This is a genomic window from Paenibacillus sp. p3-SID867, assembly GCF_025142895.1.
Taxonomy (GTDB): domain Bacteria; phylum Bacillota; class Bacilli; order Paenibacillales; family Paenibacillaceae; genus Paenibacillus_AQ.
Genome location: NZ_JAMBDM010000024.1, coordinates 42298 through 67091, shown reverse-complemented (window position 1 = coordinate 67091; position 24794 = coordinate 42298). Strand labels below are relative to the sequence as shown.

General features: G+C 48.3%; 27 protein-coding genes. 5 read left to right on the top strand and 22 right to left on the bottom strand.

Annotated elements, in window-relative coordinates:
• Positions 1-17: 17 nt before the first annotated feature.
• The 5 genes from proC to M4D81_RS30545 all read left to right on the top strand — a co-directional run bounded on the left by proC (position 18) and on the right by M4D81_RS30545 (position 3829).
• A complete protein-coding gene (gene proC, locus M4D81_RS30565) occupies positions 18-887 on the top strand; it encodes a pyrroline-5-carboxylate reductase (RefSeq protein ID WP_260069202.1) in 870 nt (289 codons plus the stop codon).
• Positions 884-2098, top strand: a complete 1215-nt coding sequence (locus M4D81_RS30560; RefSeq protein ID WP_260069201.1) for a 2,3-diketo-5-methylthiopentyl-1-phosphate enolase — start codon at positions 884-886, stop codon at positions 2096-2098. Before proC ends, M4D81_RS30560 begins: the two co-directional genes overlap by 4 nt.
• The gene (locus tag M4D81_RS30555) at positions 2095-2775 is read left to right on the top strand and encodes a 2-hydroxy-3-keto-5-methylthiopentenyl-1-phosphate phosphatase (protein ID WP_260069200.1); all 681 of its coding nucleotides are present in this window, start codon (positions 2095-2097) and stop codon (positions 2773-2775) included. Before M4D81_RS30560 ends, M4D81_RS30555 begins: the two co-directional genes overlap by 4 nt.
• Positions 2776-3432: a methylthioribulose 1-phosphate dehydratase gene (locus M4D81_RS30550; protein WP_113056887.1), complete on the top strand. Its 657-nt coding sequence runs from the start codon at positions 2776-2778 to the stop codon at positions 3430-3432.
• Between the two features lie 103 nt (positions 3433-3535).
• Complete coding sequence (locus M4D81_RS30545; RefSeq protein ID WP_071218358.1) at positions 3536-3829, top strand: SdpI family protein; 294 nt, start codon at positions 3536-3538, stop codon at positions 3827-3829.
• A gap of 40 nt (positions 3830-3869) precedes the next feature.
• Here M4D81_RS30545 and M4D81_RS30540 read toward each other — a convergent pair whose 3' ends face one another.
• The 22 genes from M4D81_RS30540 to dinG all read right to left on the bottom strand — a co-directional run bounded on the left by M4D81_RS30540 (position 3870) and on the right by dinG (position 24700).
• Positions 3870-4010 carry a hypothetical protein gene (locus M4D81_RS30540; RefSeq protein ID WP_194541975.1) on the bottom strand — a complete coding sequence of 47 codons (141 nt, stop codon included), beginning with the start codon at positions 4008-4010 and terminating at the stop codon, positions 3870-3872.
• An 86-nt stretch (positions 4011-4096) separates the two neighbouring features.
• A complete protein-coding gene (locus M4D81_RS30535; RefSeq protein ID WP_260069199.1) occupies positions 4097-5212 on the bottom strand; it encodes a DUF6677 family protein in 1116 nt (371 codons plus the stop codon).
• Between the two features lie 23 nt (positions 5213-5235).
• Positions 5236-5694 (bottom strand): hypothetical protein, encoded by a 459-nt coding sequence (locus M4D81_RS30530; protein WP_260069198.1) that lies wholly within the window; start codon positions 5692-5694, stop codon positions 5236-5238.
• Positions 5691-6182, bottom strand: coding sequence for an RNA polymerase sigma factor (locus M4D81_RS30525; RefSeq protein WP_071218426.1), 492 nt, complete (start codon positions 6180-6182; stop codon positions 5691-5693). Before M4D81_RS30525 ends, M4D81_RS30530 begins: the two co-directional genes overlap by 4 nt.
• A gap of 234 nt (positions 6183-6416) precedes the next feature.
• Complete coding sequence (locus tag M4D81_RS30520; RefSeq protein WP_071218361.1) at positions 6417-6647, bottom strand: hypothetical protein; 231 nt, start codon at positions 6645-6647, stop codon at positions 6417-6419.
• Between the two features lie 53 nt (positions 6648-6700).
• Entirely contained in the window at positions 6701-7525 is an 825-nt protein-coding gene (locus tag M4D81_RS30515) for a CPBP family intramembrane glutamic endopeptidase (protein WP_260069197.1), read from the bottom strand.
• A 63-nt stretch (positions 7526-7588) separates the two neighbouring features.
• On the bottom strand, positions 7589-8623 hold the full coding sequence (locus M4D81_RS30510) for a phosphotransferase enzyme family protein (RefSeq protein WP_260069196.1): 1035 nt from the start codon (positions 8621-8623) through the stop codon (positions 7589-7591).
• Positions 8624-8767: 144 nt separating this feature from the next.
• A complete protein-coding gene (locus M4D81_RS30505; RefSeq protein ID WP_071218363.1) occupies positions 8768-9037 on the bottom strand; it encodes a CD3324 family protein in 270 nt (89 codons plus the stop codon).
• Between the two features lie 283 nt (positions 9038-9320).
• Complete coding sequence (locus tag M4D81_RS30500; RefSeq protein ID WP_260069195.1) at positions 9321-9977, bottom strand: HAD family hydrolase; 657 nt, start codon at positions 9975-9977, stop codon at positions 9321-9323.
• A gap of 27 nt (positions 9978-10004) precedes the next feature.
• On the bottom strand, positions 10005-10694 hold the full coding sequence (locus M4D81_RS30495) for an HAD family hydrolase (protein WP_260069194.1): 690 nt from the start codon (positions 10692-10694) through the stop codon (positions 10005-10007).
• A 158-nt stretch (positions 10695-10852) separates the two neighbouring features.
• A complete protein-coding gene (locus M4D81_RS30490; RefSeq protein WP_260069193.1) occupies positions 10853-11875 on the bottom strand; it encodes a DUF4367 domain-containing protein in 1023 nt (340 codons plus the stop codon).
• Positions 11839-12453 carry an RNA polymerase sigma factor gene (locus tag M4D81_RS30485; protein WP_260069192.1) on the bottom strand — a complete coding sequence of 205 codons (615 nt, stop codon included), beginning with the start codon at positions 12451-12453 and terminating at the stop codon, positions 11839-11841. Before M4D81_RS30485 ends, M4D81_RS30490 begins: the two co-directional genes overlap by 37 nt.
• Positions 12454-12671: 218 nt before the next feature.
• Positions 12672-13421 (bottom strand): DnaD domain-containing protein, encoded by a 750-nt coding sequence (locus tag M4D81_RS30480; protein ID WP_260069191.1) that lies wholly within the window; start codon positions 13419-13421, stop codon positions 12672-12674.
• Positions 13422-13439: 18 nt separating this feature from the next.
• On the bottom strand, positions 13440-14735 hold the full coding sequence (gene asnS / locus M4D81_RS30475) for an asparagine--tRNA ligase (protein ID WP_194541967.1): 1296 nt from the start codon (positions 14733-14735) through the stop codon (positions 13440-13442).
• A gap of 30 nt (positions 14736-14765) precedes the next feature.
• Positions 14766-15974 carry an acetate/propionate family kinase gene (locus M4D81_RS30470; protein ID WP_071218368.1) on the bottom strand — a complete coding sequence of 403 codons (1209 nt, stop codon included), beginning with the start codon at positions 15972-15974 and terminating at the stop codon, positions 14766-14768.
• Entirely contained in the window at positions 15971-16843 is an 873-nt protein-coding gene (locus M4D81_RS30465) for a 3-hydroxyacyl-CoA dehydrogenase family protein (RefSeq protein WP_071218369.1), read from the bottom strand. The genes M4D81_RS30470 and M4D81_RS30465 overlap by 4 nt, the downstream gene beginning before the upstream one ends.
• A gap of 134 nt (positions 16844-16977) precedes the next feature.
• Entirely contained in the window at positions 16978-18480 is a 1503-nt protein-coding gene (locus M4D81_RS30460) for an AAA family ATPase (protein WP_071218370.1), read from the bottom strand.
• Positions 18473-19006, bottom strand: a complete 534-nt coding sequence (locus M4D81_RS30455; protein WP_071218371.1) for a hypothetical protein — start codon at positions 19004-19006, stop codon at positions 18473-18475. Before M4D81_RS30455 ends, M4D81_RS30460 begins: the two co-directional genes overlap by 8 nt.
• A gap of 263 nt (positions 19007-19269) precedes the next feature.
• A complete protein-coding gene (locus M4D81_RS30450; protein ID WP_071218372.1) occupies positions 19270-19788 on the bottom strand; it encodes a cell wall elongation regulator TseB-like domain-containing protein in 519 nt (172 codons plus the stop codon).
• Positions 19789-19819: 31 nt separating this feature from the next.
• The gene (locus M4D81_RS30445; RefSeq protein WP_260069190.1) at positions 19820-21121 is read right to left on the bottom strand and encodes an amidohydrolase; all 1302 of its coding nucleotides are present in this window, start codon (positions 21119-21121) and stop codon (positions 19820-19822) included.
• Positions 21096-21761, bottom strand: coding sequence for a redox-sensing transcriptional repressor Rex (locus M4D81_RS30440; protein WP_076320998.1), 666 nt, complete (start codon positions 21759-21761; stop codon positions 21096-21098). Before M4D81_RS30440 ends, M4D81_RS30445 begins: the two co-directional genes overlap by 26 nt.
• A gap of 62 nt (positions 21762-21823) precedes the next feature.
• Positions 21824-24700: an ATP-dependent DNA helicase DinG gene (gene dinG / locus M4D81_RS30435; protein WP_260069189.1), complete on the bottom strand. Its 2877-nt coding sequence runs from the start codon at positions 24698-24700 to the stop codon at positions 21824-21826.
• Between the last annotated feature and the right edge of the window lie 94 nt (positions 24701-24794).

Below are 24794 nucleotides of genomic sequence, written 5' to 3'. Positions count from 1 at the left end.
TAAAGGAGGAAATAACGATGTGCCAATCCCCGCAGAACCGACCTTTAATAGATAAAGCAATCACCTTCTACGGCGCCGGCTCGATGGCCGAAGCGATCGTACGAGGATTAGTCAGCCGCTCTGTCGTGCTTCCTGAGAATATTACGATGCTCAATCGGAGCAATGTTCAGCGCCTTCAGGAACTGAGTGAGCGCTTTGGTGTCCAGATCAACAACGACGATGCCGCTAAAATCGAAATTCTGAAAACTTCGCCGGTGATCGTGCTTGCCATGAAACCGAAGGATGCTGCAAAAGCGTTAAAAGAACTTGGACCGAAGCTCTCAAGCGATCAATTGATCATCTCCGTGATTGCCGGACTTTCGATTTACACGACGCAGACGCTGCTTGGAACCCAGCAGCCCATTGCACGTACGATGCCGAATACATCCGCCTCCATCGGGCTTGGTTCCACAGGAATCGCGTTCTCGAAGGAAATCAGCGAAGAACAGCGCCAACTGGTCATGACCTTGTTCGAAGCTGTTGGTAATGTAACGGTCATTGAAGAAGAGAAGATGGATATCTTGACCGGTATATCCGGCAGTGGTCCTGCTTACTTCTATTACATGATGGAAGCCATGACTGCCGCAGGGATCCGCGGCGGCTTGACGCCGGAGCAAAGCCGCGAGCTGACACTCCAAACCATTCTGGGCGCCGCCCGGATGGTGCAGCAGACCGGGGAACAGCCTTCATCGCTTCGCGCGAAAATTACATCGCCGAACGGATCAACGCAAGCGGCCCTCGAAACGCTCGATAAAGGCGATTTCTTCGAAACCGTCATTGCCGCCGTGAACCGCTGTGCTGAGCGCTCCAAAGAAATGGGCGCCATGCTGAAGGAGCAGATCTCATGAGCCGCTGTATCGCAACGTACCGAATCTATGACGACCAGGCGGATTTTCGTAAGAAAGCGACTTCCATCGCCGTTGGCATGACGGTCGGCAGCTGGACCGAGCTGCCGCAAGCCAAGCGTGAAGCGATGCAGAAGCATCTTGGCGAAGTTGTTGACATTCAGGTTCACGAGGGCTGGGAGCCAGGCAGCCGGTACGCAGACGTTAGCATTGCTTATCCGGACATTAATTTCAGCCGGGATATCCCTGCCCTGCTGGTGACCGTGTTCGGCAAAATTTCCATGGACGGACGCATCAAACTGACTTCCCTGGATTTGTCTCCCGAATTCCTGAGTGCGTTTCCCGGACCGAAATATGGCATCGACGGAGTCCGCGATCTTCTCGGCGTCCAAGACCGCCCACTGCTCATGAGCATATTCAAATCGGTTATCGGAATGAATGCGGACGAGCTTAGAGCCCAATTTATCCGTCAGGCGCTAGGTGGGGTGGATCTTATCAAAGATGATGAAATCCTGTTCGAGAACGACCTCACCCCGATCGAAAAACGGGTCAGCATGTGCATCCAGGCTGCTGCCGACGTGGAACAACAGACAGGCAAAAAACTGCTGTATGCAGCCAATCTGACCGGACGGACGTCGCGGCTGCGTGAGCAAGCGCTGCGTGCGATTGATGCCGGCGCTAACGCCCTGCTCTTTAATGTGCTGTCCTATGGGTATGACGTTTTGCACGAGTTAAGCAGTGATCCGGATATCACCGTGCCTATCGCGGCTCACCCTGCGCTTGCCGGTGCCATTTACCCTTCTCCATACTATGGAATAACGGCTCCGGTGCTGCTCGGCCAGCTGATGCGGATCGCCGGCGCGGATCTGGTGCTCTTTCCTTCTCCTTACGGATCTGTAACGATGCCGAGAGAAGAAAATCTCGCGATACGCGACGAGCTGCACAGCGCTAAACTTGGCGTGAAACGAAGCATGCCGGTACCATCCGCAGGAATTCATCCGGGACTCGTTCCCCGCATCATCCGGGACTTCGGCACCGATGTCGTCGTTAACGCTGGCGGCGGAATCCACGGACATCCGATGGGAACCGAAGCGGGCGGCAAAGCTTTTGTACAAGCAATCGAGGCGACGATGAAATCCTTGCCGCTCGCCCACTTTGCCGAGGAACACGAAGAGCTGAAAGCCGCATTGGACATCTGGGGAGGAGAAGTATGACATCAGGAGATAAACAGCCGATCATTTTTTGCGATTTCGACGGAACCATCACAAACAACGATAACATCGTCGCCATTATGAAGCACTTCAAACCGGGAGGCTTTGAGTCGATCATGCAGGACACGCTTGACCGCACCATTTCAATTCGGGAAGGCGTAGGCCGCATGTTCGCGCTCTTCCCTTCCTCCATGAGAGAAGAAATTACCGAATATGTTCTAAACCATGCAGGGATTCGGGAAGGCTTCAGTGCATTCCTGGATTATTTGAAATCCGAACAGATTGAATTCTACGTCACAAGCGGCGGTATCGATTTCTTTGTCGATCCTCTGCTGAAGCCTTTTGGCATCCCGGCAGACCATATCTTCTGCAACGGCTCCAATTTCGAAGGGGACCGCATTGAGATTACCTGGCCTCATCCTTGCAAGGATTCCTGCCATAACGACTGCGGCATGTGCAAAGTCACGGTGATGGACCGTTTTCCTGTCGATCGGTATTACCGCATTCTGATCGGTGACAGCCTGACCGATTTTGAAGGTGCCAAACAAGCGGATCTGGTTTATTCCCGCTCCTCGCTCACCGAGCAATGCAAGAAGCTAGGCGTACATCATGTACCCTTCGAGACCTTTACCGATATCCAGAACGACATGAAAGATAAGTTTAAACAGGAGGTGCTGTAAGTGGCATTTTCAGATATCCAGCTTGAACAGAAACAGGCTGCCCTGCAGGATCTTAGAGGGATCAAGGAACTGTTCGCTTCTAGAAACTGGTTCCCCGGCACCAGCGGTAATCTATCTGTCCGTGTCGGCGAGTTCAACCCGGAGCAGTTTTATTTTGCGGTGACAGCCAGCGGAAAAGACAAGTCGGTACATACGCCCGAAGATTATCTTTTTGTGGATCAGAACGGCGTGCCTTGCGAAGCAACCGGCTTAAAACCTAGCGCGGAAACCTTGATTCACTGCGAAATTTATCGCAAGACCGGCTGCGGTGCCATTTTCCATGTGCATACCATCGACAACAATCTGATCAGCGATTGGTATGGGGAACAAGGTTATGTCCCTGCCCAAGGAATCGAGCTGATCAAAGCCTTTAATATTTGGGAAGAGGACGCGGCGATTCGCATTCCGATCCTGCCGAACTATGCAGACATTCCACGGATTGCGGAGCTCGTTCCGGATGCGCTCGATCCGGCTGTACCCGGCATATTGCTGCGTAACCACGGCATCTATGCCTGGGGCAAAAATGCATTCGAAGCCAAGAAACATCTGGAGGCTTTTGAGTTTATATTCGAATACGCCTACCGTCGTCTGCTTCTGAATGCAGCCGGATCCAAGTAATATATTCATATTTGCAGATATAGGGCTTGAACAGCCGGATGCTCCCTTATCCAGCGTTCTTGGGGTGCATCCGGCGTTATATTTCCGTTAGGAGTGTGTAAGGATGCTCGAAAGTTTAGCCATTGGCATCGTATTTGTTTTGTATGGTTTGGTCCTCTTTTTGATTCCGCCCAAAAGTTCCAAGAGTTTTTATGCTTATAAAACGACGTCATCTCTCAAAAATGAACGGAACTTTAAAGTTGCCAACGCCTATGTCAGTCTGCTGCTGATGATTTTTGGAGTCATCCTGCTGCTGATCGCCAGGCTTACCGGCCATTTCATGACGACAGGCATTGCGACCGTGATCGTTTTTATCCTGATATACATACTCGTTGAACGAAAATTAAAAAACCTGTAAAACGATTCAAAATCGTTTACAGGTTTTTTCTTTATATAAACTATAGCCGATTCTGCTCATGCTCCGTTAAAGAGATCGAAGGCGCAGGTACCTGATCCGGTGATGCATAAGCATTGAAGATAAACAAACATGTCACAACAAATAGAGCAATATACAACAGATAATACAGATTCTTGGCCACGATATCTCCCTCCATATCTCGTTCATATCTATTTTTGATTAAATCGCTATCGACTTGACCCTAGATGTTATTAATTAATGGACATCTCATTCGTTGTCGCTATCATAATATGAACGCTCTCCCCTTAACGAATCCTTTTTCGAGCCAGTCATCAGCTTGATTCCTCCTCCGATAAGAAGAACGGCGATAATCGCGGTCTTCAAGTAGGAACGAATGCGGTAATCCAGCTGCAGATGAGGAAAATGTGTATCGATATAAGGCATCACAACACTGCTAAATACGAAATAGATTCCGAGTACAAGCAGTCCAAGACCGAGCCAGCGCTGCTGATTCCCAAGTCCCGAGATGATCGGTCGATCGCGCAGCGGCTCCCTGCCGTAACGGCTTACTTGCTGCAGACCGTCAAAGAATGCATAAAACCAGATCAACGGAATCAAGAACAGGAATAGCGACAGCTTAAGTACATCCAACACATAAATGCTGCCAAGAAATAGGACCATGAGCTGCAGTCCGCGTTTTTGCAATCCCAAATACATTTGACCCGCTCCGGGAAACGCCGATAATAAGGTGGCAAACACTTTACTCCGGCGTCCGCTCTCTCTGCCGCTCTCAAGCTCATCAAACAGCGTGCGATCGATAAGAAATTCTCCAGCTTGCTTGCGGTTAACCAGCTGAACCACATCAAACATGCAGTAGAGCCAAATAATGGGCAGCATGCCCAGAAACAGCAGGAATACCGATTCGTGAGTCAAGCCCGTCAAGAACAGCAGAATCGTTCCAAGTCCGAAGAATGCGATCAGGAATGACAACCCTCGCTGCATCAATCCCAGTTGAAAATGCCCCAAACCGGGTATGAAGGACAGCAGTATGGTATAAAAGCGTTCTGACTCATCACTCTTTTCCTGACGAATCTCCATCGGCCGTCCATATTCATCGTGGATAATCGTTACAGGCGTATACCGGATCAAAGCAATTAGCAGGTCAAGCATGCTGATACCCCAGATCATTAAGGCTCCGATAATTCCCAACGCAAAAACCGCGTCGGATGCCGTCATGATCCCAAGCACAAATCCACCGAACAGGCTTGCGAAGAACAAGAATGGATATAGCAGGGCGCGTCCCTTTCTCCCCCAATAATAATGGCCGAGGCCCGGAAGGATATTTAATATAAAGGCAAACCCTTTACTTTTTTGCGGTTGCACTTGGCATCTCCCTTTCTTTTTTCTTATCTGGACATTAGCTGGTCAAGCCAGCCCGTTGTTTTTTCTACCCATTGCTCACTGTAGGAGGGTGTTTCGGATAATGGAACATCATGATTCATTTCGCCGGGAAGAAGTCGGTCAAATGCCCCGGTGAAGAGAAACAGCATGGTAATGGAGGCGGCAATGGTGTAATGGACGATCGCGCGTTCGTACCATCGCTTCGGACGTTCCTGAATCCGCAGCGGTGCTCTATGGGTGTATGGCTTAATTTGTGCGTGCTCCACCACCTGCTGCGTAAATGTTTCCGGGTCTGACAGGCCAGGGAGTTCGGAATCAAGCTCCGCCAGTACCTGCATGTAGATCTCCAGCACGCTGTCATCCGATAACATGAGCTCTTCATAAGAAGACCGTTCTTCTGCCGAGCCTTCTCCTCTAACATATCGTGCCGTCAGCATCTTAAGCTCGTTATCCTTCACGTTCATTTCCATTCCTCCTCCTTCCAAGATTTCCGAATCCATTGTCTGGCCCGGTATAATTTCGATTCCACCGTCTTGACCGTGACATCCAGCTCGGCTGCGATTTGTTCGTAATTTTTCTCTTCCAAATAAAAAGCCGTTATAATAGCGCGGTGATTGTCCGGCAATTGTTTAATTTTCTCTCGAAGTTCCTCTCTTCTCTCCTTATGTACGAGCAGAGAAACCACGTCTTCGTCCCGGGAAGGGAGTTTATCCAGCACTTCATCATGTTCGCCGTGCAGCTGCTCCGGCGGTTTACGGGAAAGCTTCCTCTTCATATCAATCGCTTTATTTAGCGTGATGCGTGTAATCCAGGTTTTAAAGCCTTCAGATCGGTACTGGGGGAGAGCTTTGTATACTTGAATAAACACTTCCTGCGACGCATCTTCCGCTTCCTTGGCATCCCGCAGGACCGAGTATGCCGTATGGAACACGTGCTGGCTGTAATGGTTCACCAGTTCCCGAAAGGCTTCTTGATCACCTTGCAGGATGCGCGTGATTAACGTTTCAGCATCAATAACTCTCCCCTCCTTCCCAAATACATAGACGTCAGCTTTGAAAGCTGCCCCTGCACTTTTTTTAAAAAAATTTTTGATAATTATAAAACTAGACCAACATTGCTTGTCCCATAGTCTGCCCATACCGGTCAAAACAAAAAAAGAACGTCTATCGACGCCCTTCTTAGGAAGTTAATACGATCCTCTCAGCAATTTCGCCAATCCCCGGATGGTCCACTCCGAACAAACCGCGGATACAGGTATTAATACCACGATAATAACAAATAGGACAAGAACATCGCTTTCGGGCACATCCCACGGAATCCAGGAGTTCCATGCGTAACGCAGCAACATGAACCCAAGGATAAAATAAATGACAACCAAACATGCAAAAAATAAATTCATTTGCCATGATCGCTTCATATGCTTTATCATCTCCAACCAGGCTGAAGTTTTTGCCTTATAATTCGATTGATTCACAGGATCATGCCGCTAAGAACAAATAAAACATTCATCACAAAATGCATAACCATCACGGGAACCACCCCTTTGGAACGAATAGCCACGCCACCCATCATGATACCAAAGATTGAAAACAGCAGACAAACCGGCCATGAAAAACCAAGGTGGTAGTGGTATAAACCAAAGGTAACTCCGGTGATGACAAGCCCTTTCAGCTCACCGAATCCACTTACAAAATGACTAAGTATGTATCCCCGCCACAGCAGCTCCTCAAGGACGGCATTGATCAGCGCAAATGATAGTGCATAACCGATAAGAAAGAGAAAATGCGGCTGTCCCCAGTCAATAAAGAATGAAAAAATGGAGCAGACGACAACCAGGAAAATGAGCATGAAACGCCAGATCGGGTCTTGTACCGGGCCTTTGAATATCCATGGAAAATAAATCGTTGTTCCCCATGAACCCGTGGCAAGGTATAACGGTTTTTTCTTCGTTAACATGGCCGCCAGTGCAAAGGGTAATACAAATAATATCAGGCTTAACCTCGATAGGATGATGGCCCAGGCATCGTCCCCCGCTAATCCATGTTTGATGATTTCACCAGAAGAATGATAGAGCATATAACCTATCACCATAATAAGGGCCACGATGGCCGTGTCCTTTATCTGAATCGATATCTTGCGTACGCTTCTTAGCTTGCACAATGTATATATTAACAGGATCAGTCCGATTCCCCACGCCGCGGATAGAAGGAATGATGTCCATTGAACCCATACGATGGTGGCAATCATGATGATCAAGCAGGTGATATGTTCACCTGGGCGGTTCGTAACTTGCAAGCAATTCTCTCCCATTCTGTAACACGTATTATGATATCATGATACCCTTCTATTATGGCCGGATCAACTAGAGATTGGTGCATCGTCTATTTCTATGGGCTCTACCACATTCAGCAGAAACGGGCGTCCGTGCAAATATTCATGAATATAAGCTAGCGCATAGATTTGCTCACCCTTTATACTTTCTGTCTCTCTTGGATTGGAGGCATGGTGGCTATAATTCTCCATCATAATCATGATGAAAAAACACTCCAGAGACTGAAAATAATCCGATCCCAACGATCGTATGCTTTCATATCCTTGAAGCACTTTAAATCGTTGGTACGGAACAAGTGATAACATAACCGCCGCCAGATCGTAAAGAAAAAAACCGTAGCCACATCTACCAAAATCAATCGGGTGAGGAACTTCCCCTTCAAATACCACATTCCCCAAATGCAAATCGGCATGAATGAGACCATAGTTGTAATCATCAGCCTTCATATGATCAAGCTGGGATATAACTTTTTCAGCTGCGAGTTGATACAGTGACCATGAGACTTCCGACAAAAAAGTTCCCGCATATCGTTCCAGCTTGGCGAGCGCTTCTCTATAACTGTTCATCCCCCATACGGGCTTACGAAGATCAGAGGATCTTTTGAAGCCAAGTGCAGCATCATGCAGTCTGGCAATCAAGACACCTACCTGATAAGCTTGACCTTCTGTAAGTGCTTCATGGGCATGCACACCCTCCACCCATTTCATCACGGTGATATGGGTGGAGGTGAATCCATCCTCCGTACCGATTTTCAACCATCTTAACCCACTTGGAGTGGTTATACCTGTCGGCACTTTGATACCTGCTGTAATAAGGGTATCCAGGAATTGAAGCTCCAGGTCTATTTCATTACAGGACCGTCGATCCGAATGAATTCTCAATAAGTATGTTTCATTTAAGCTCGTCCTAACTTTATATGTAATCGTGTCCGAAATACCGATATATTCAATCTTAACCCAGCTCAGGTTATATTGCTGAAGTGCCGATATTGCAACCCTTTTGGCTTTTGCGAGCAGCGCACATCTTTGTTCTTCTGTTACAAATTGAAAAAAATCATTCATGTACTCACCTCTGCTCTATGGTTTGAACGTTCTTGAATGATTATAATTGCTCAGCAGCTGTACTTCCTATATAACGATTGGTTTAAAATGACTTTTATACATAAGAAAAAGCCACATCAGAATCAGTTCCAATGTGACTTTGCATTACTTGTTTTTGGTATATACAATTTTTTTGATGGAATCGCAGGATAAACAAAATTGAGAAGAAAGCTGGTCAATCGTGGCGCCCGACGCAAACAACTGCCGGATTTCCAGGTTTCTTTTTTTCAAATACACCCGGCTGCCCGAGTTTTCTCCCCATTTCTTGCGTAACCCTTCAGGTTTCGGGATATACACCATCCCGCCCTGTACATATTTCTGTACTTCCTTCAACAATTCCTCTGGAAGGATAATATCCGCGTTTATATATTTCATGGTAGCTCTGCTCCTTAAAATTAAAATAAAGGTTTTAAGGATGCAAAGTCCATTAGATAAACGGCCTCTCTACACGAGGTAATCAGGCGGTAACTTTCTCATCGCTCCATGCAAACAACCGCCGTTGTTCATCATATAGACTTTGCATAGAGCACATCTGCAATCTTCCCATCATGATCTTACCCCTCCCTTCACAAATTATGACATTCCGACTGGTTATGACCATTATAACCGATGTTAAGCGAAAAATCGAAGGGCTCAGTCTCATCCTGATAAGCCGATATTAAACCGCTAAGCTTGCAAACGACCGAAGCATTTCCTCCACGGTTTTAAAATAATAGGTGGGCTCGCATGCCGCCAGCTCCTCTTCGGAACCATACCCATACCCTGCAGCAATGCTGTGTATCCCGCAGTTCCGCGCTCCAATCAGATCATGCTTCCGGTCTCCAATCATAACGGCTTCCGATGTATGAATCCGGCATGTATCCAGAACGTGCTGAATGATTTCAGTCTTGGCGGACCGGGAACCGTCCAGTTCGCTCCCGCACACCATGGAAAAATAAGCGGATAGCTGAAAATGCTCAAGGACCGTTTCGGCAAAAACCGTAGGTTTGGAGGTAGCGACATACAAGCGGCGCCCTTGGGATAACAGCAAACCCAATAGCTCACGTATTCCACCATACACCTCATTTTCATAAAGGCCGGTGTCCTTATAATATTCACGGTAGCTCAATACGGCGCCCCAAGCCTCGGCTTCACTAAAATGATATTTTTCGGTAAAGGTCGCCTGGAGCGGAGGACCGATAAAACATTCCAGCTCGGATAGATCGTTTACGATAATCCCATGCTGACCGAGTGCATAACTTACGGCTTTCGTAATGCCTTCACGCGGATCAGTCAGGGTGCCATCCAAATCAAATAAAATATGATGGTATCTCATTAGATTATCCTCCTCCATGCATGATTCCTAAGCCAGATCCTTGATCTCCAGGAGATCCCTAATCACATAAGCAGGTTTATGATGATCATTTAAAGGGGTACCCCGGCGATTATAATAACAAAAATCAATTCCGGCTCTCGTTGCACCTTCATAATCATCCGTAAGCGAATCCCCTATGTACAGCACCTCATCTGGACTTAAAGCCAATTCCTGTAATGCGAGTTCAAAGATCTGCGGGTCCGGCTTCCAGCACTTCACCTCATCCGAAATGATGAAGGAGTCAAAATAATGAAACAAGCCTCCTGTTGTCAAGCGGTTACGCTGTGCTTCGCCAATGCCGTTGGATATGACCCCTAGCGCAAAGTCACCATGCAGATGCTCCAAAATAAGGTCGGCATTAGGCTCCATATGGTTGGAACTGCAAAACAACCCCCAGTAAGTTTCCGATATCTCCCGGAATTGATTGAACTCCCGCTTCAACCTTAGGAAGGTATCCGTAAAGGAATGCTCCAGCACCTGCCTAATATCGTGATTGTTCTGAACTCGCTTCATCCAATAATTAAAATTAATCGGTCCAAACGTGCTCCAGAATTCCTCCCACGTCAAATCCTCATGCAGCCGGTAGTGCTCCAGTGCTTGCTGCATGCATGTCCTTTCACTCTGACTATAGTCTAATAACGTGTTATCCAGATCAAAAATAATGGCCTTGTATCTCATCTCCAACTCCCCTCACATCCATCGGCTGTAAATAATTGAATTCGCTAAAGTGGGGATATTCTCCTGCCCTTGGAAGCTCGTGGCTGCACATACCTGCTCCAACCAACCATAAAAAAACAATCCCTAGAGCCAAAAAAACAGACTCTGTGGGATAGATATTAATTAATTAAACTCTCTGCAATTTCAAGAATTTCCTCTTTCTTAAGAGCAACTTTATTATTTAACGATATATGATAATAAAGGTCATGCTGCTCATCCACCCAAGCCAGACCCTGATTAAAATAAGCGTCCGCGTATTTTACGTAAATCATCTCGTGGCCCTTAACGAGCACTTTTTCCACATGATCTTCTTCGGAAAAATGGATCTCCTGCTTGGGGTTCATTCCGCTGCGTTTGGTCGCGAACACGGTGATCGAAGACTCTATTTCTTTGCCTTTTATATAGGACAGAGAAATGCTACTCACGCTTGGCGGTTTAATCTCCTTAACAAAAACTTTTTTGTTGTTCGTTGAAGCTTCAGCCTGTCGGATTAACTCATTTTGGATATCGTAATAAACTTCCGTCGGTTCTCCATCATGAAATAAATCAGATAAATCCGGATTGAAGGATAGGAATCCTTGACTAAATGAATACTCATTAAGTAATCGGGAGGGATATTCCACATTAGGCATCCCGCGCTTTGTAGCTTCCTCTTGAAGCACTTTGAGCGCACCCAGATAAATTGGACCTGTTTGAAATTTGAGCAATGTATCCTTTCCGTATAACTCTTTCTTCATGTCATTCATCTCTTGGTTATGGATATAATAAGCGATTGCTTGGCCCGGCAAAGCCGAGCGCCAGGCTAAGCTTGAGGACGGTATATCGATAGAATGTAACCTGTCCCATTTTTCTTGTAAATCCCTAGACACTTCAGGTTTAGGTTTGGTCTCCAGCACCACTTTTCCGTCTTTGCTGCGAATCTGTATCAGTTCGGTTGCAGCGTAAACCGTCACTGACAGCGAAGTCACTAGCAGCAGCGACGCTGCTATCACGAGCGGTCTTCTTAACATGTTGGGCTGTGGTTTCTTTGCGGGTAGGCAAGCAACCCGTTCCATGACTGCATCCCTGACATCAATAATATAATGGCTCTTTGGGTCCTGCTCTATCAGCTTTTCTTCCACGTCATTTCGTTTAACTTCCACAGTAGATCCCCCTCTCTGTCAACCATCCACTTTTTTATTTTTTGTATCAGGCGGCTATAGCGTTTCTTGACCGATCCCTTGGTTTTATCGAGAATTAATCCGATTTCCGCAAAGCTTTTTTCCTCAAAAACCCGCAAAATTAGCAGGTTCCGCTCCTCCGGGGACAGCCTACGAAGAGCACGCTCCATGGACTCGCCTATGATATATTTTTGGGCCTCCTGCTCTGCGCTTGCCGCTTGCTCCTTATCCTCTCTCAACAAAGGTGCAATGCTATAGAAGAAACGTTTCCTTCGCAGCATATTTAGACAATGGTGATAAGCAATCTTGTATAACCATGAAGAAAAAGAGGTCTTTGGCACATATGTCTCCAGCTTCTGATAAGCCTTGACCAGAATGTCCTGCACGGCATCTTCCGCATCCTGCCGCTGGTTCAACAGTCTCCAGCAATACATGAAAATCTGCTGTTGATACGCCTCAACGATATGTACAAAGGCTTGCCGATCCCCGTTTAAAACTCGTTCTATGGATTCTTCTAGGCGCAAGTCTCTAGGCTCTGAATACATTGGTTGAAAGCTCACTCCGTTATTCCCCCTTTCATCAGCAATCCATTGTTCAGGTGCCTTCATGAGCTATAACACATGGCAGCGGAATAAAGGGACATCTTTTTTTAATACGGATTGTAGTTATTTTTGAATAACTGCTTCTAATGCACCTTCCATCATGAACCAGATAGCTTGCAAAGGGAATACAGATCATGCACACAAAAAAGCACGCCCGTAGCGGACGTGCTTCTGATCTATCTTCCGATATTTCTAAATTTCTGCGTATAGGCTTTGGCATCCTGTGCGGTACGCACACGGTTGCGGCTCCATTCAAGCAGGATCCGGTCAATGTAGCGGAAATGCAGTTTGCCCGCAAATACCGCTTCTTTCAGAGCCAATAGGATCAACTCATCCGGATAGCGATCCGCATCAACCCAGCCGGAGATCGTTTCCAGCTCCATGGGCGACAGCGGGCGGCCAAACTCTTTTTCGAAAATGGTGAACAAATTCCGCTCTTCCTTCTCAGGAACAGAATTCCCCGAAACAGCTGATTTGCTGGTAGCAGGGCGGGCATTCAAAAGCGGTGACGCAAACTTGGTTCCTTCAGGGGATTTATCTTTGTGCTCTTCAGCCAGACATGAAGCGAGTTTTTCATACAATCCGTGGAGATTGTAGCGCTCGTAATGAATCCCCTGTGTTTCGTCCACATACTCATCAATCCCGATCAGCCCTACCTTCATCAAGCGCTGCAAGCTGGTAGCGATGAATTCAGTGGGAGCCCCCGTCACTTCCGCAAGCTCCTCCAGCGAAGGAAACGCCTTGAACTCCACCTGCTGATAACCAATCAAATGAATGACCAGCATAGCTTCACGGTCGCTTAAACCAAGTGACCGGTAATGCTGGAGCAAGGCATAAGGAATGATCGCCATTCCTTGGCTCATGCCGGCAGCGGCGCCGGCCGTCCACCCATTCACGCCTGTGTCCACGTTACCGTCGTGGTCCATAGACTCACCTCTCACGGCTTACGGGTACAACCGGTACAAAGTACGTGGGAACGGAATCGTTTCACGCACATGGTCCAAACCGCAAATCCAGGCAACGGTACGCTCAAGACCTAGACCGAAGCCGGAATGAGGAACGGTGCCGTATTTACGCAAATCCATATACCATTGATAGGTTTCCATCGACAGATCATGCTCCTTGAAGCGCTCTTCAAGCAGCTGCGGATCGTCGATCCGCTGCGATCCGCCAATAATCTCGCCATAACCTTCCGGAGCGATCATATCCGCACACAGAACGACTTCCGGACGATTCGGATCCGGCTTCATGTAGAAAGCCTTGATTCCCGCCGGGTAATGGGTAATAAAGACCGGCTTGTCATACTTCTCGGCAATGGCCGTTTCATGTGGCGCGCCAAAATCCTCACCCCAAGGAATATCGAAATCTTGCGTATGCAGGAATTCAATGGCCTCATCGTACGTAATCCGCGGGAATGGTGCCTGGATCGCCTCCAGCTTCGAAATATCGCGACCGATCGTTTCAAGCTCCTGGCGGCAGTTTTTAACCACGGATTGCACCACATGACTAATGAACTGCTCCTGTACCTGAAGGCTCTCCTCATGGTCCGTGAAGGCCATCTCAGGCTCAATCATCCAGAACTCGATCAAGTGACGGCGAGTTTTGGACTTCTCGGCACGGAACGTCGGTCCGAAGGAATAAACCTTACCGAGCGCCATAGCGGCAGCTTCCATGTATAACTGCCCACTCTGGGTCAAATAAGCATCCTCATCAAAATACTTCGTGTGGAACAGGTTCGTTGTACCCTCCGCGGAAGTTGGGGTCAAAATCGGCGGATCCACCAGCGTAAATCCGTTGGAATCAAAGTAATCTTGAACCGCGCGGATAATTTCAGCACGGATTACCATGATCGCACGTTGTTTCTGCGTGCGAAGCCACAGATGACGATGGTCCATTAAGTAATCGACACCATGCTCTTTAGGCGTAATCGGATAGTTTTCCGTAAGATGTATGATTTCAATGCCGGTAACCGTCATCTCGTAACCCGATTGGCTCCGCGGCTCTTCACGTATTACACCCGTCACATACAACGAGCTTTCCTGTGTCAGGCTTTTCGCGTCATCCCATACTTGTTCGGATACTTCACTCTTCACAACAACACCCTGGATATATCCGGATCCATCGCGAAGCTGCAGGAATTGGATCTTTCCGCTGGAACGCTTGTTGTTGATCCAGGCGCCGATCGTGACGGTCTCACCGACATGCTGGTTGACGTTACGAATCACACTTTTGGTGGCCATGCTTAAATCTCTCCCTTATATCACTACTATTTAACGGTTGGAAGCTTGTACGATACGATGCGTATCCCGAGCAATAACCAGTTCTTCGTTGGTAGGGATCACAAGTACCTCGACCTTCGAATTCGCCGCAGAAATACGGCGTGGCTCGCCGGAACGAATGCTGTTCAGCTCCTCATCCAATTCTACTCCGAGATAGGTAAGCTGCTCAAGCACTCTTTGACGAAGAACGACCGAATTCTCGCCGACGCCCGCAGTAAATACGATGACATCCACGCCATTCATGACGGCAGCGTAAGATCCGATGTATTTACGAAGGCGATACTCATACATTTCAAAGGCCAATGTGGAGTTCGGATCGCCTTTTTCCATGCCTTCCGTAATCTCACGCATATCACTGCTGATTCCGGAAATCGCCAGCAAGCCGCTGTGCTTGTTCAGCATGGAGTTCACTTCATTGACGGTCAGCTCTTCCTTATTCATAACAAACGGTACGATTGCAGGGTCCAAATCACCGCTGCGCGTACCCATCATGAGCCCTTCCAGCGGGGTCATCCCCATGGAGGTATCGATGGATTTTCCGCCTTTTACTGCTGTCAGGGAAGCACCGTTACCGATATGGCAGGTTATGATCTTCAGATCCTCCAGCGGCCGGTTCAGGAATTCTGCCGCTGCCTGGCTGACATAGGCGTGGGACGTGCCGTGCGCACCGTAACGACGTACTTTATATTTATTATAAAGTACTCTCGGAATAGCGTACAGGTATGATTTCTCCGGCATCGTCTGATGGAACGCCGTATCAAATACAACGACCTGCGGGACGCCCGGCATATTGGTTTCTGCTGCTTTAATCCCCATCATCGATGCGGGATTGTGAAGCGGAGCCAAATCGAACAAGCGGCGGATTTCCGCTTTGGCGTCACTGTCAACGAGCGCGGATTCTTTAAATGACTCCCCGCCGTGCACGACGCGGTGTCCAACGGCCTGAATGCTGCCGATGGAATCGATCACGCCATGCTCCTCGTTCGTGAGCATGCCCAGCACTTTGCGGATGGCCGTGGTATGCTCCAAAATTTCGCTGACTTCGGTTACATCCTGTTTTCCCGTCGGCTTATGCGTCAGAATCGAGGAATCCATGCCGATCCGTTCGACCAAGCCTTTTGCCAGCACGGATTCATCCGTCATGTTGTACAGTTGATACTTCAGTGAAGAACTGCCTGCATTAATTACGAGAATATTCATACCCGGTCACCATCCTTATCGTACTTGAAAAAGCCTTCTCCGGTTTTAACGCCCAGTTGCCCTGCGCGGACCAGTTTCTTCAAGACAATCGATGGACGGTATTTCAGTTCGCCGTACTCGCGGAACATGCGCTCCAGCGCAGCGAGAATGGAATCCAAACCGAAACGGTCGGCCATCTCAAGCGGTCCATGCTGGAAGTTATACCCGATTCTCATTGCGTCATCGATATCCTCCGCCGAAGCCACGCCCTCTTGCAGCAAATGCATCGCTTCATTGATCATGAGGGTAATCATGCGGGTTGTAACGAAACCTGGAGACTCATATACCATGATGCCTTTTTTATCCGAAACTTCTTCAACAAAGCGCTTCGTTTCCGTAAACGTATGATCGGAAGTTTTCAGACCGCGGATGATCTCAACAAGGTCTACCTTGGAAACAGGATGAATGAAGTGCATGCCAATAACACGCTCAGGATATTTGGTAGAGCTGGCGAGCTCCGTCAAACTAAGCGTGGATGTATTACTTGCTAATATCACATGGCTCGGACATACTTGATCAAGCTGTGTAAAGACCTCTTTCTTCGCTTCTAAGTCCTCTATAATGGTCTCAATCACCATATCGCAGGTGCTAAGCTCGGCAAAATGAGTTACTTTTTGAATCCGGTTCAGTATCAATTTCTTCTCTGCCTGGGTAATTCCCCACTTCTCCAATTGTTTATCTAGACTGGTCTCGATCATTCGGTATGAATAGTCCAGTTTCTCTGGAGTTTTCTCTACGAGCAGTACGTCAAGACCTTTGGCTGCCAGCATCTCCGCAATGCCCTGCCCCATAGTCCCGCCGCCTACGACGCCGATTTTTTTGAAGTACATGGTTTCTACTCCACCCTTTCCTTATCTCTATACTTTATTGTACCCCATTTGTCGAAAAATACATTTTCAGAGCACAAAGTATAATAATATCTTAGCACGACAAAAAAGTAAAAAAAAATAACCAGCATAACAATTTATGCTGGTAAAAGCGCGTTTTCACGAAATTGACAACGAAATTGTTCCCCCGAGAGAATTTCTTCCTTCAACAGGATATCAAGAGAATTGTCGAATATCGGCCGTTTCTGTTCCAAGAGATTCTTGGTACGGTTCATTAACTCTTCCAAAATCACATTATTCTCTTTCATTAACTCTTCAGTTGTTACCATGTTCATGTTAACAATGCCCAGCGACGTCAAACCTGACTTCATCATCGTCTCCACGATGTTCAGCGATTGCTCAAAGTCATTGCTTGAACCTGTGCTTCGGCCTCCGTAAAAGATCTCTTCGGCGGCCGCACCGCCAAGCGCGATCATAATTTGCTCTTCCAGGAAGGTTTTCGTGTATAGATATTGTTCCTCCTGCGGATTATGACGAACATAACCTAGCGCTTTACCACGCGGGCTGAGTGCAACTTGCTTCACACTGCCGGGACGCACAAGCTCTGCCATAATAGCATGTCCCAATTCATGTATGGCAACGCGCTTCTTCTCTTCCAAATTCGATTCACGGTCGGAACGCTCACCCATCATTACCTTGTCAATCGCCATGGACAAATGACGCTGATGGATAAACTGTTCATTCTCGCGCATCGTGTAAATGGCCGCTTCATTCATGACGCTCTCGAGTTGTGCGCCCGAGAAGCCGTATGCTTCCTCGGCGATTTTCTCCAAGTCAACATCTTCATGCAACGGCTTATTGCCCGCATGCAGATTCAAGATATGAGTACGTCCCTTCTTATCCGGCAGATCGACCTGAATGTGACGGTCGAAACGCCCTGGACGCAGCAGTGCGCTATCCAGCATTTCTTTCCGGTTTGTCGCGGCAATAACCAGAATACGAGGAGTATCCTGCGAATAGATGCCATCCATCTCGGTTAGCAGCTGATTCAGCGTCTGGTCGTACTCGCGCTGCTGGCCGCCTTCGCGTTTACCGCCAATGACATCGATCTCATCGATGAAGATAATGGCGTTTTGCTTGTTTTCCTTTGCCGCACGGTTACGGGCATCTTTGAACAAATCCCGGATGCGCCCTGCACCAACACCGACATACATCTCAACAAATTCACTGCCGGATGCAGCAACAAAGATCGAATCCGTGTAATGGGCAGCGGCTTTAGCCATCAACGTCTTCCCTGTTCCCGGAGGCCCGGTGAGAAGAATGCCCTTCAATGGACGAATGCCGAATTTCTTAATGTCTTCATGACGAATCAGAAAATCCAGTGCTTCACGCAGCTCTTGCTTGGCATTATCCTGCCCGCCGATTTCTTCGAACGTCAGCTTGGCAGGTCCGCTCTTTTTCCGCTTCCGCTCATTCGCTGCGCCTACAGCGATGCCGCCCTTCATCTTCGCGATAAACAACAAGCCGCCTACAAGTGCTGCAGCGATGAGCAAGGGCACGATGTTCACGCCGACAAACACAAGGAATACGAGCAAAACCGGAATAAAGCCTAACATGATTTCTTTAGCTAATTTAGGCATGATTCCACACCTCCATGTTGCCAGACTGACGCGGCAAGATTATAAATTTACCAGACTTGCCGTCTGACAAGCTGACATAGACGTTGGTGTCATCAATCGTTGCTTTAGCTTTCAAATTCGGAGACTGGGCAGCAAGCTGCTCGAGCGATGATTGAATATCGGTATACTGCTTATTATCCATCGCTTCAGCGACTGACAGCATCGCCTTCTCCCACCATTGATCCAGTGCTTCCGAGGAATGGTCCTCCACCTGGATTTTCAATTCCCGATTGCCAATCACAGACTTGCCTTCCTTCTTAATATGCTGGACCAGGCCTTGCAAATTTGTATCCGGAGCCAAATCAAGATTCAAAGTAACGGTATTCTGTTTAATATCTATATGTGAATCCTTCACGCCGTCATATTGTGACACAACATTGGCCAGCGGATTTTGCAAAGCCATCTGCCGATACAGAAACCATCCGCCAAAGAGAACCGATGCTGAGATCACGACAGTCAGCACGATAGGTACAATGCGTAGTTTCATGAAGTTCCTCCTTCATTTCTGTATGAAATTTTGTCTATCATGTTGCAACACAATAATACATATAACAACGATATATAGGGATGCATGTAGTTTATATGCTCATTTTGTACAAGTATGAGTATATCACATCTTATATACTTTTTCATGCATGTCTGTGAAAATATTTAGAACAGTTTTTCCATATTATTTCTGAATACGCTTACAATTATAGAGAAATAAGAGAGGAACCCGCCAATATTAAAGGGCCCCTCTCTGCTTCTTATTTATTGATTTGGAAGAATAATGTCATTACCGATGGTGTTACCGTCTTGAAAACGATAAAACCGATAACCGCGCTGACCGTTGTGTTCATACTGCAGCTGCCAAGCATACTCGCCCTCATACATTCCAGGCAGCAGCCGCTTAATTTCTACGCCAGGCAATTCGTTATAAATCTGATCCCGCATCTGGTCTTCAGACAACCCCGTATTCAGCAAAACGGATTGGACAGCCTCGGCACCTGCAACAGGTACGTTGTCATCCGTAAATTTCACCCATACCATACGGTCTTGATTGTCCTGATCCTTCCCGCTTATCACCCAGTAGTTATTGTCCTCGCCCCACACCGATTTATAGGTCTTCCCGGACGTAACCAATTGGCCATGCTGTTTGGCGGCAGCAATTGCCATTCTTTCTTCATTCCAAGCATCTTTCATCACATATGAATAATAGAGCTGTAAACCAAGCAGTAACAGCAGCACGCCGGATACACTCAGCAATATCCACTTCGTTTTTTTCTTCAAATCCGTCTTCCTCGCTCCCCTTGATTATTCCCTAGAGGGTTGTAAGACGCTCAAAGGCACGCTGCGCTTCCCGGCGGATACGTTCCTCATCGAGAGTAAGACTCGCGCCATTCTTCACTACCTGCTTGCCGTCAACCCATACATGCTCAACATCCTTCGCACTGGCGGAGTAGATAGCATGAGAAATGTAATCCGTCTTCGGAAGGAAGTGCGCCTGATCCGTGTTCAGTGCGATCATATCTGCCTTCATACCTACCGCAAGCGTACCAATATCCGTAAGGAAGGCTGACTTGGCTCCATATTCTGTACCCATCCGAAGCGCTTCGGATGCTGGAATTGCGGTTGGATCCCCGCTTACTCCTTTATGGATCAGTGCGGCCAGCCGCATCTCTTCAAACATATCCAGATTATTATTGCTGGCAGGTCCATCGGTACCCAAAGACACGGTGACCCCGGCTTTCAGCAGTTCAGGCACGCGAGCGATGCCGCTGGCAAGCTTCAAATTGCTGCCTGGATTATGCGAAACCATAACTTGATGTTTGGCCAGAATTTCGATTTCTTCATCGGTTAGATGGACGGCATGCGCAAGCAGCGTTGGACGGGAGAACATGCCAAGCTTCTCTAGATGGGCAACAGGGCGAAGTCCGTAGTCATTTACATTCTGAGCGACTTCCGTTTCCGTTTCGGACATATGCGTATGCAAAGGCAAATTCAAATCATGTGATGCTTGCACGAATTTTTCGATGAAATCCGGCGGGCACGTATAGGGTGCATGCGGTGAGATCATCGTCGTAATCCTACCGTCAGCCTGACCATGCCAGTCTTTCGCGAATGCAACCGCCTCATCCAACTTCTGCTGCTGCACCTCAGGCGGACATAATCCGATGACACCGCGTGTCAGAACGCCGCGCATGCCTGAGTCCTCCACTACCTTTGCAACCTGATCCATATGATCATACATATCCACAAATGTCGTGGTTCCGCCTTTGATCATCTCCAGCACGGAGAGTGAGGTTCCCCAGTATACATCGTCGGCCGTGAATTTGGCTTCCATCGGCCACATTTTTTCCTGAAGCCATACCTGTAGTGCCAGATCGTCGCCATACCCGCGAAGAAGCGACATGGCCGCATGTCCGTGCGTGTTCACCAATCCAGGCAGGAAAAACAGATGGGTTCCGTCGATGATTTCTGTTCCCTCTTGGACAGTCGGCTCTTCTTCACCCAGGTAGGTGATCCGGTCGTTCTCCACGACCATATATCCGCGTAACACGGATCTGCCTTCCTCTAGTACCGCAAACGTTCCGTTTTTAACCATCCACTTCGTTGTCGTCATGTGCTGCATCCTCCTTGCCGTTATCCAAATAATAGGCCAAACTCTGCAAATCGGTAGTAAAATCTGCCGTATGAATCCGGATATGGGATGGAGCTTTCAGGATGGTCGGCGCAAAATTCAGGATAGCCTCGATGCCTGCCGCGATAAGTTGATTCGCTACATTCTGCGCCTCAAAATCCGGAACGGTGATAATCCCGATACGAATGCCGTACTCATGAACCGTCTTCTCCAGCTCCTCCATCGGCTGTACGACCAAATTGTTAATTTTCATACCAACTTTGGGAGAATACGAATCGAAAACCGCCACAATCTTCATATTGTCCTTCAGAAATGCATTGTAATTCGATAATGCATGTCCAAGATTACCGGCCCCAATCAATGCGACATTGATCTTCTGGTCCAGCTTTAGAATCTGGCGAATTTTCTCGATCAGATAAGATACGTCATATCCGATCCCTTTCCGTCCAAAATCACCGAAATACGCTAGGTCCTTACGAATTTGAGCAGGATTGAGGTCCAGTTTCTGCCCCAGTTCCTGGGAGGAAACCGTGGAGACCTCCCTTTTCTGAAGCTCATTCAAATAGCGCAAGTATACAGGTAATCTGCGGACCACGGCTTCCGAAATTTTTTCCGATTTCATGCATGCTCCCCCTAATAATAGGTTAATAACTACATTTGTTTGTGCTCGTTCATGGTTTCACTTTATTCAGCTTGGTTCTCTATGCCTGCCTCTTCCTGCAGCCATTCCGAAATTCGGGGAACGATCCCCTCTGTCGGCATGTGCTCCATCTTCGGTCCAGGCAAGGAATATAAGAAATACTTCCCGTAATAGGATTCAATGACCCGAGTATCGTAGACGATGACAATTCCCTTATCCTGCGCGGTCCGTACCAGTCGGCCAAATCCCTGTTTGAAGCGAATGACCGCTTGCGGAACCGAAAGCTTCATAAACGGGTTCTTCTTCTGCTGCTGCAGAAGCTCGCTCTTGGCTTCGACCAGAGGGTGATTCGGCGGTTGGAACGGCAGCCGGACGATGGCGAGGCAGGTGAGCGCCTCACCGGGTATATCTACCCCTTCCCAGAAGGAGCTGGTGCCCAGCAGAACCGAAGCGCTGCTATCCTGGAATCTCCGGATTAACTTGGTACGGCTGGTTCCGTCCATCCCTTGTCCCAGTACCGTAATATCGCTGGATCCCAGCGCCTCCTTCAAGGGCTCATGCACCTGACGCAGCATGCGGTACGAGGTGAACAGGACAAGCATGCGACCATGCGTTGCGATGGCCGTATCAGCCAATGATTGCACAAGTGTATTCACAAAGAGTGCATCCCCGACCGAGCCCTTCACGCTCGGAAAATCGCGCGGCACAACAAGGAGAGCCTGCTCCCTGTAATTAAACGGGGACGGCAGCAGGACCGTGTTCAGGTTGCCGTTATCTGCCGCTTCCTGAAGACCCAAATTCTCGATCATGAACTGAAACGATTTGTCCACCGACAAGGTCGCCGATGTCAGGATCACGCTTTGTTTTTTGTCAAAAAACAATTCCTTTAAGTGGGTGCTGACATCGACGGGCACCGCATAAAGCTGCAGCGATTTGCCGCGGAAGTTGCCGTTCGCCTCCATCCAGTATACCGTACCCTCATCGTTCAGCGACATGAAGGTCCTCAGGTCCTCGCGGTGTGCCGCCAGGTCCTTAAACAGACCCGATAGGTCTGTTAACAGACTGTCCGCGCTGTAGTCGTCCAGATCTTCCTTCATTTCGGCAATCAGCTTATCACCCTTGCGAACGACATCGCCCAGCGTCAGATGAATTTGATGCTCCAGCTCAGCCAGCGAATTCCAATCCTTCGGCTTCTTCAGAGGCGATAAGCGAAGCGAGAATTGACCGGCATCCCCCGGAGTCGCGTCTCCGCGCTCCGGAAGCAGTCCGAACAATTGATCGCTGAGCCGGTCCCAATTCTCTTTGACGGTGATCAGATCCGGATAAATCCGGTCGATGACGGAAGACCACTCGACAGCCTTCTCATGGGATGACGCTTGCAGCAGCTGGCGAAGAGCCGGAAGCTGACCGCTGCGGCTGTCTTTGTACATACGGGTCAACGTGTGGACAACCGAAAAATATTTCATCTGCAAGCCAAGGTGCTTGCCGGCGACGTCCTCCAGATGATGCGCTTCATCGATGACGAGACGGTCATAACTAGGAAGCAGCTGGTGATTCGCTTTCACGTCGGTGAACAGCTTCGAATGGTTCGTAATGACAACATCCGCGATGCCCGCTTCATGTTTGGCCCTGTGATAATAACATTTGCGGAACCATGGGCAGGCACGGCCCAGGCAGGAATCCGAATCACTGGAAATGGTCTCCCAGAAATCCCCTCCGCGACCGCCAAGGTTCAGCTCCTCATCATCCCCGTTCTCCGTCTGGGTCAGCCAGACCAGCATCTGCGCCGCGGTGATCACATCTTCCTTCGGGGTATGAAAATCTCTTCTATTTATTTTATGTTCAAATTTTCTCAAACACAAATAATGGCCTCTTCCCTTGAAAATAGCCGCTTTAAAAGGAAAAGGAACAACCTGGGTGAGCAGGGGAATATCCCGGTCACGCAGCTGTTCTTGAAGGTTGATCGTATGCGTGCTCACCATAACCTTCTGTTCCTGCTTCACGCTTTGATAAATCGACGGCAGCAAATACCCGAGGGATTTGCCTGTTCCCGTGCCGGCTTCGATCAATAGATGTTTATTGTTATCGAGTGCCTGCATCACTTCCTGGAACATCATGTCCTGGGCATCCCTGCTCTCGTAATGAGGCAGCGTTTCCTTTAGACGTTCACGGACATCATTCATGTATTGCTCAAAGCTTACATCAGCCAAGGGATTAGGCGCCGTCTCATCCCTGGCAGGAGCAATATCGTTCCAATCGTCAACAGCCAGGGCGAATTGACGATAGTACGTATGGGTGTCTCCGGCTTGTACTGCCTGGAGCTCCCTGTCGGCACGGATGCCGTCAAAGAACCAGGCCAAGTCGCTGTCCTCGTCGGCAAACAGGTCGCTTAACCGCTGCACGGTAAGCAGTGGAAGCTCATCGATCTCCTCCAGGCATTTCAGCAGCGCATAGGCTGTGGCAAGTGCATCGCTGTCCGCCTGATGCGGACGGTCATGCTCCAGGCCGAAATGAGAGGACACCATCCCAAGCTGATAAGAAGGCAGCGAGGGAAAACATATTTTTAAGAAGTGCATCGTATCTAGAATTCGGCCGCTGAACGGTAAATAGCCGCAGCGATCGAGTGCATTTTGCAAAAAGTTAAAATCAAAAGCGACATTATGCCCAACCAATACAACATCGTCGAGCATGGGCACGAGTTCCATCATCATTTCTTCCAATGACGGAGCATCCGCTACATCACTGTCGGAAATGCCGGTCAAACCGGTAATAAAAGGAGGGATCGGAATCCCGGGATTGACATAGGTGCCGTATACGCGGGAGATGCTTCGATCCTCTTCGATGATGGCCAGTCCAACCTGAATGATCTCATCTGCTGACTGGTTGCCCGTGGTTTCAAAATCCAATACGGCAAATTTCATTTCGATAAAATCCCTTTCCTCCAGACTAATTAACAGCATACCAGAAGTTGCGGGTTTTGAACATTCCGGGTAAAAAATCCCCGCTCTCCTCCGT

What these genes read in the sequence shown, in the direction of transcription:
- dinG (WP_260069189.1), bottom strand. Translation starts at nt 24,700, where the DNA reads ATGAAATTTGCCGTATTGGATTTTGAAACCACGGGCAACCAGTCAGCA.
- M4D81_RS30520 (WP_071218361.1), bottom strand. Translation starts at nt 6,647, where the DNA reads ATGAAGCGATCATGGCAAATGAATTTATTTTTTGCATGTTTGGTTGTC.
- M4D81_RS30510 (WP_260069196.1), bottom strand. Translation starts at nt 8,623, where the DNA reads ATGAATGATTTTTTTCAATTTGTAACAGAAGAACAAAGATGTGCGCTG.
- M4D81_RS30470 (WP_071218368.1), bottom strand. Translation starts at nt 15,974, where the DNA reads ATGAATATTCTCGTAATTAATGCAGGCAGTTCTTCACTGAAGTATCAA.
- M4D81_RS30445 (WP_260069190.1), bottom strand. Translation starts at nt 21,121, where the DNA reads ATGACGACAACGAAGTGGATGGTTAAAAACGGAACGTTTGCGGTACTA.
- M4D81_RS30460 (WP_071218370.1), bottom strand. Translation starts at nt 18,480, where the DNA reads ATGCCTAAATTAGCTAAAGAAATCATGTTAGGCTTTATTCCGGTTTTG.
- M4D81_RS30455 (WP_071218371.1), bottom strand. Translation starts at nt 19,006, where the DNA reads ATGAAACTACGCATTGTACCTATCGTGCTGACTGTCGTGATCTCAGCA.
- M4D81_RS30545 (WP_071218358.1), top strand. Translation starts at nt 3,536, where the DNA reads ATGCTCGAAAGTTTAGCCATTGGCATCGTATTTGTTTTGTATGGTTTG.
- M4D81_RS30500 (WP_260069195.1), bottom strand. Translation starts at nt 9,977, where the DNA reads ATGAGATACCATCATATTTTATTTGATTTGGATGGCACCCTGACTGAT.
- M4D81_RS30465 (WP_071218369.1), bottom strand. Translation starts at nt 16,843, where the DNA reads ATGTACTTCAAAAAAATCGGCGTCGTAGGCGGCGGGACTATGGGGCAG.
- M4D81_RS30560 (WP_260069201.1), top strand. Translation starts at nt 884, where the DNA reads ATGAGCCGCTGTATCGCAACGTACCGAATCTATGACGACCAGGCGGAT.
- M4D81_RS30530 (WP_260069198.1), bottom strand. Translation starts at nt 5,694, where the DNA reads ATGAACGTGAAGGATAACGAGCTTAAGATGCTGACGGCACGATATGTT.
- M4D81_RS30440 (WP_076320998.1), bottom strand. Translation starts at nt 21,761, where the DNA reads ATGAAATCGGAAAAAATTTCGGAAGCCGTGGTCCGCAGATTACCTGTA.
- M4D81_RS30555 (WP_260069200.1), top strand. Translation starts at nt 2,095, where the DNA reads ATGACATCAGGAGATAAACAGCCGATCATTTTTTGCGATTTCGACGGA.
- M4D81_RS30505 (WP_071218363.1), bottom strand. Translation starts at nt 9,037, where the DNA reads ATGAAATATATAAACGCGGATATTATCCTTCCAGAGGAATTGTTGAAG.
- M4D81_RS30495 (WP_260069194.1), bottom strand. Translation starts at nt 10,694, where the DNA reads ATGAGATACAAGGCCATTATTTTTGATCTGGATAACACGTTATTAGAC.
- proC (WP_260069202.1), top strand. Translation starts at nt 18, where the DNA reads ATGTGCCAATCCCCGCAGAACCGACCTTTAATAGATAAAGCAATCACC.
- asnS (WP_194541967.1), bottom strand. Translation starts at nt 14,735, where the DNA reads ATGGCCACCAAAAGTGTGATTCGTAACGTCAACCAGCATGTCGGTGAG.
- M4D81_RS30480 (WP_260069191.1), bottom strand. Translation starts at nt 13,421, where the DNA reads ATGGACCACGACGGTAACGTGGACACAGGCGTGAATGGGTGGACGGCC.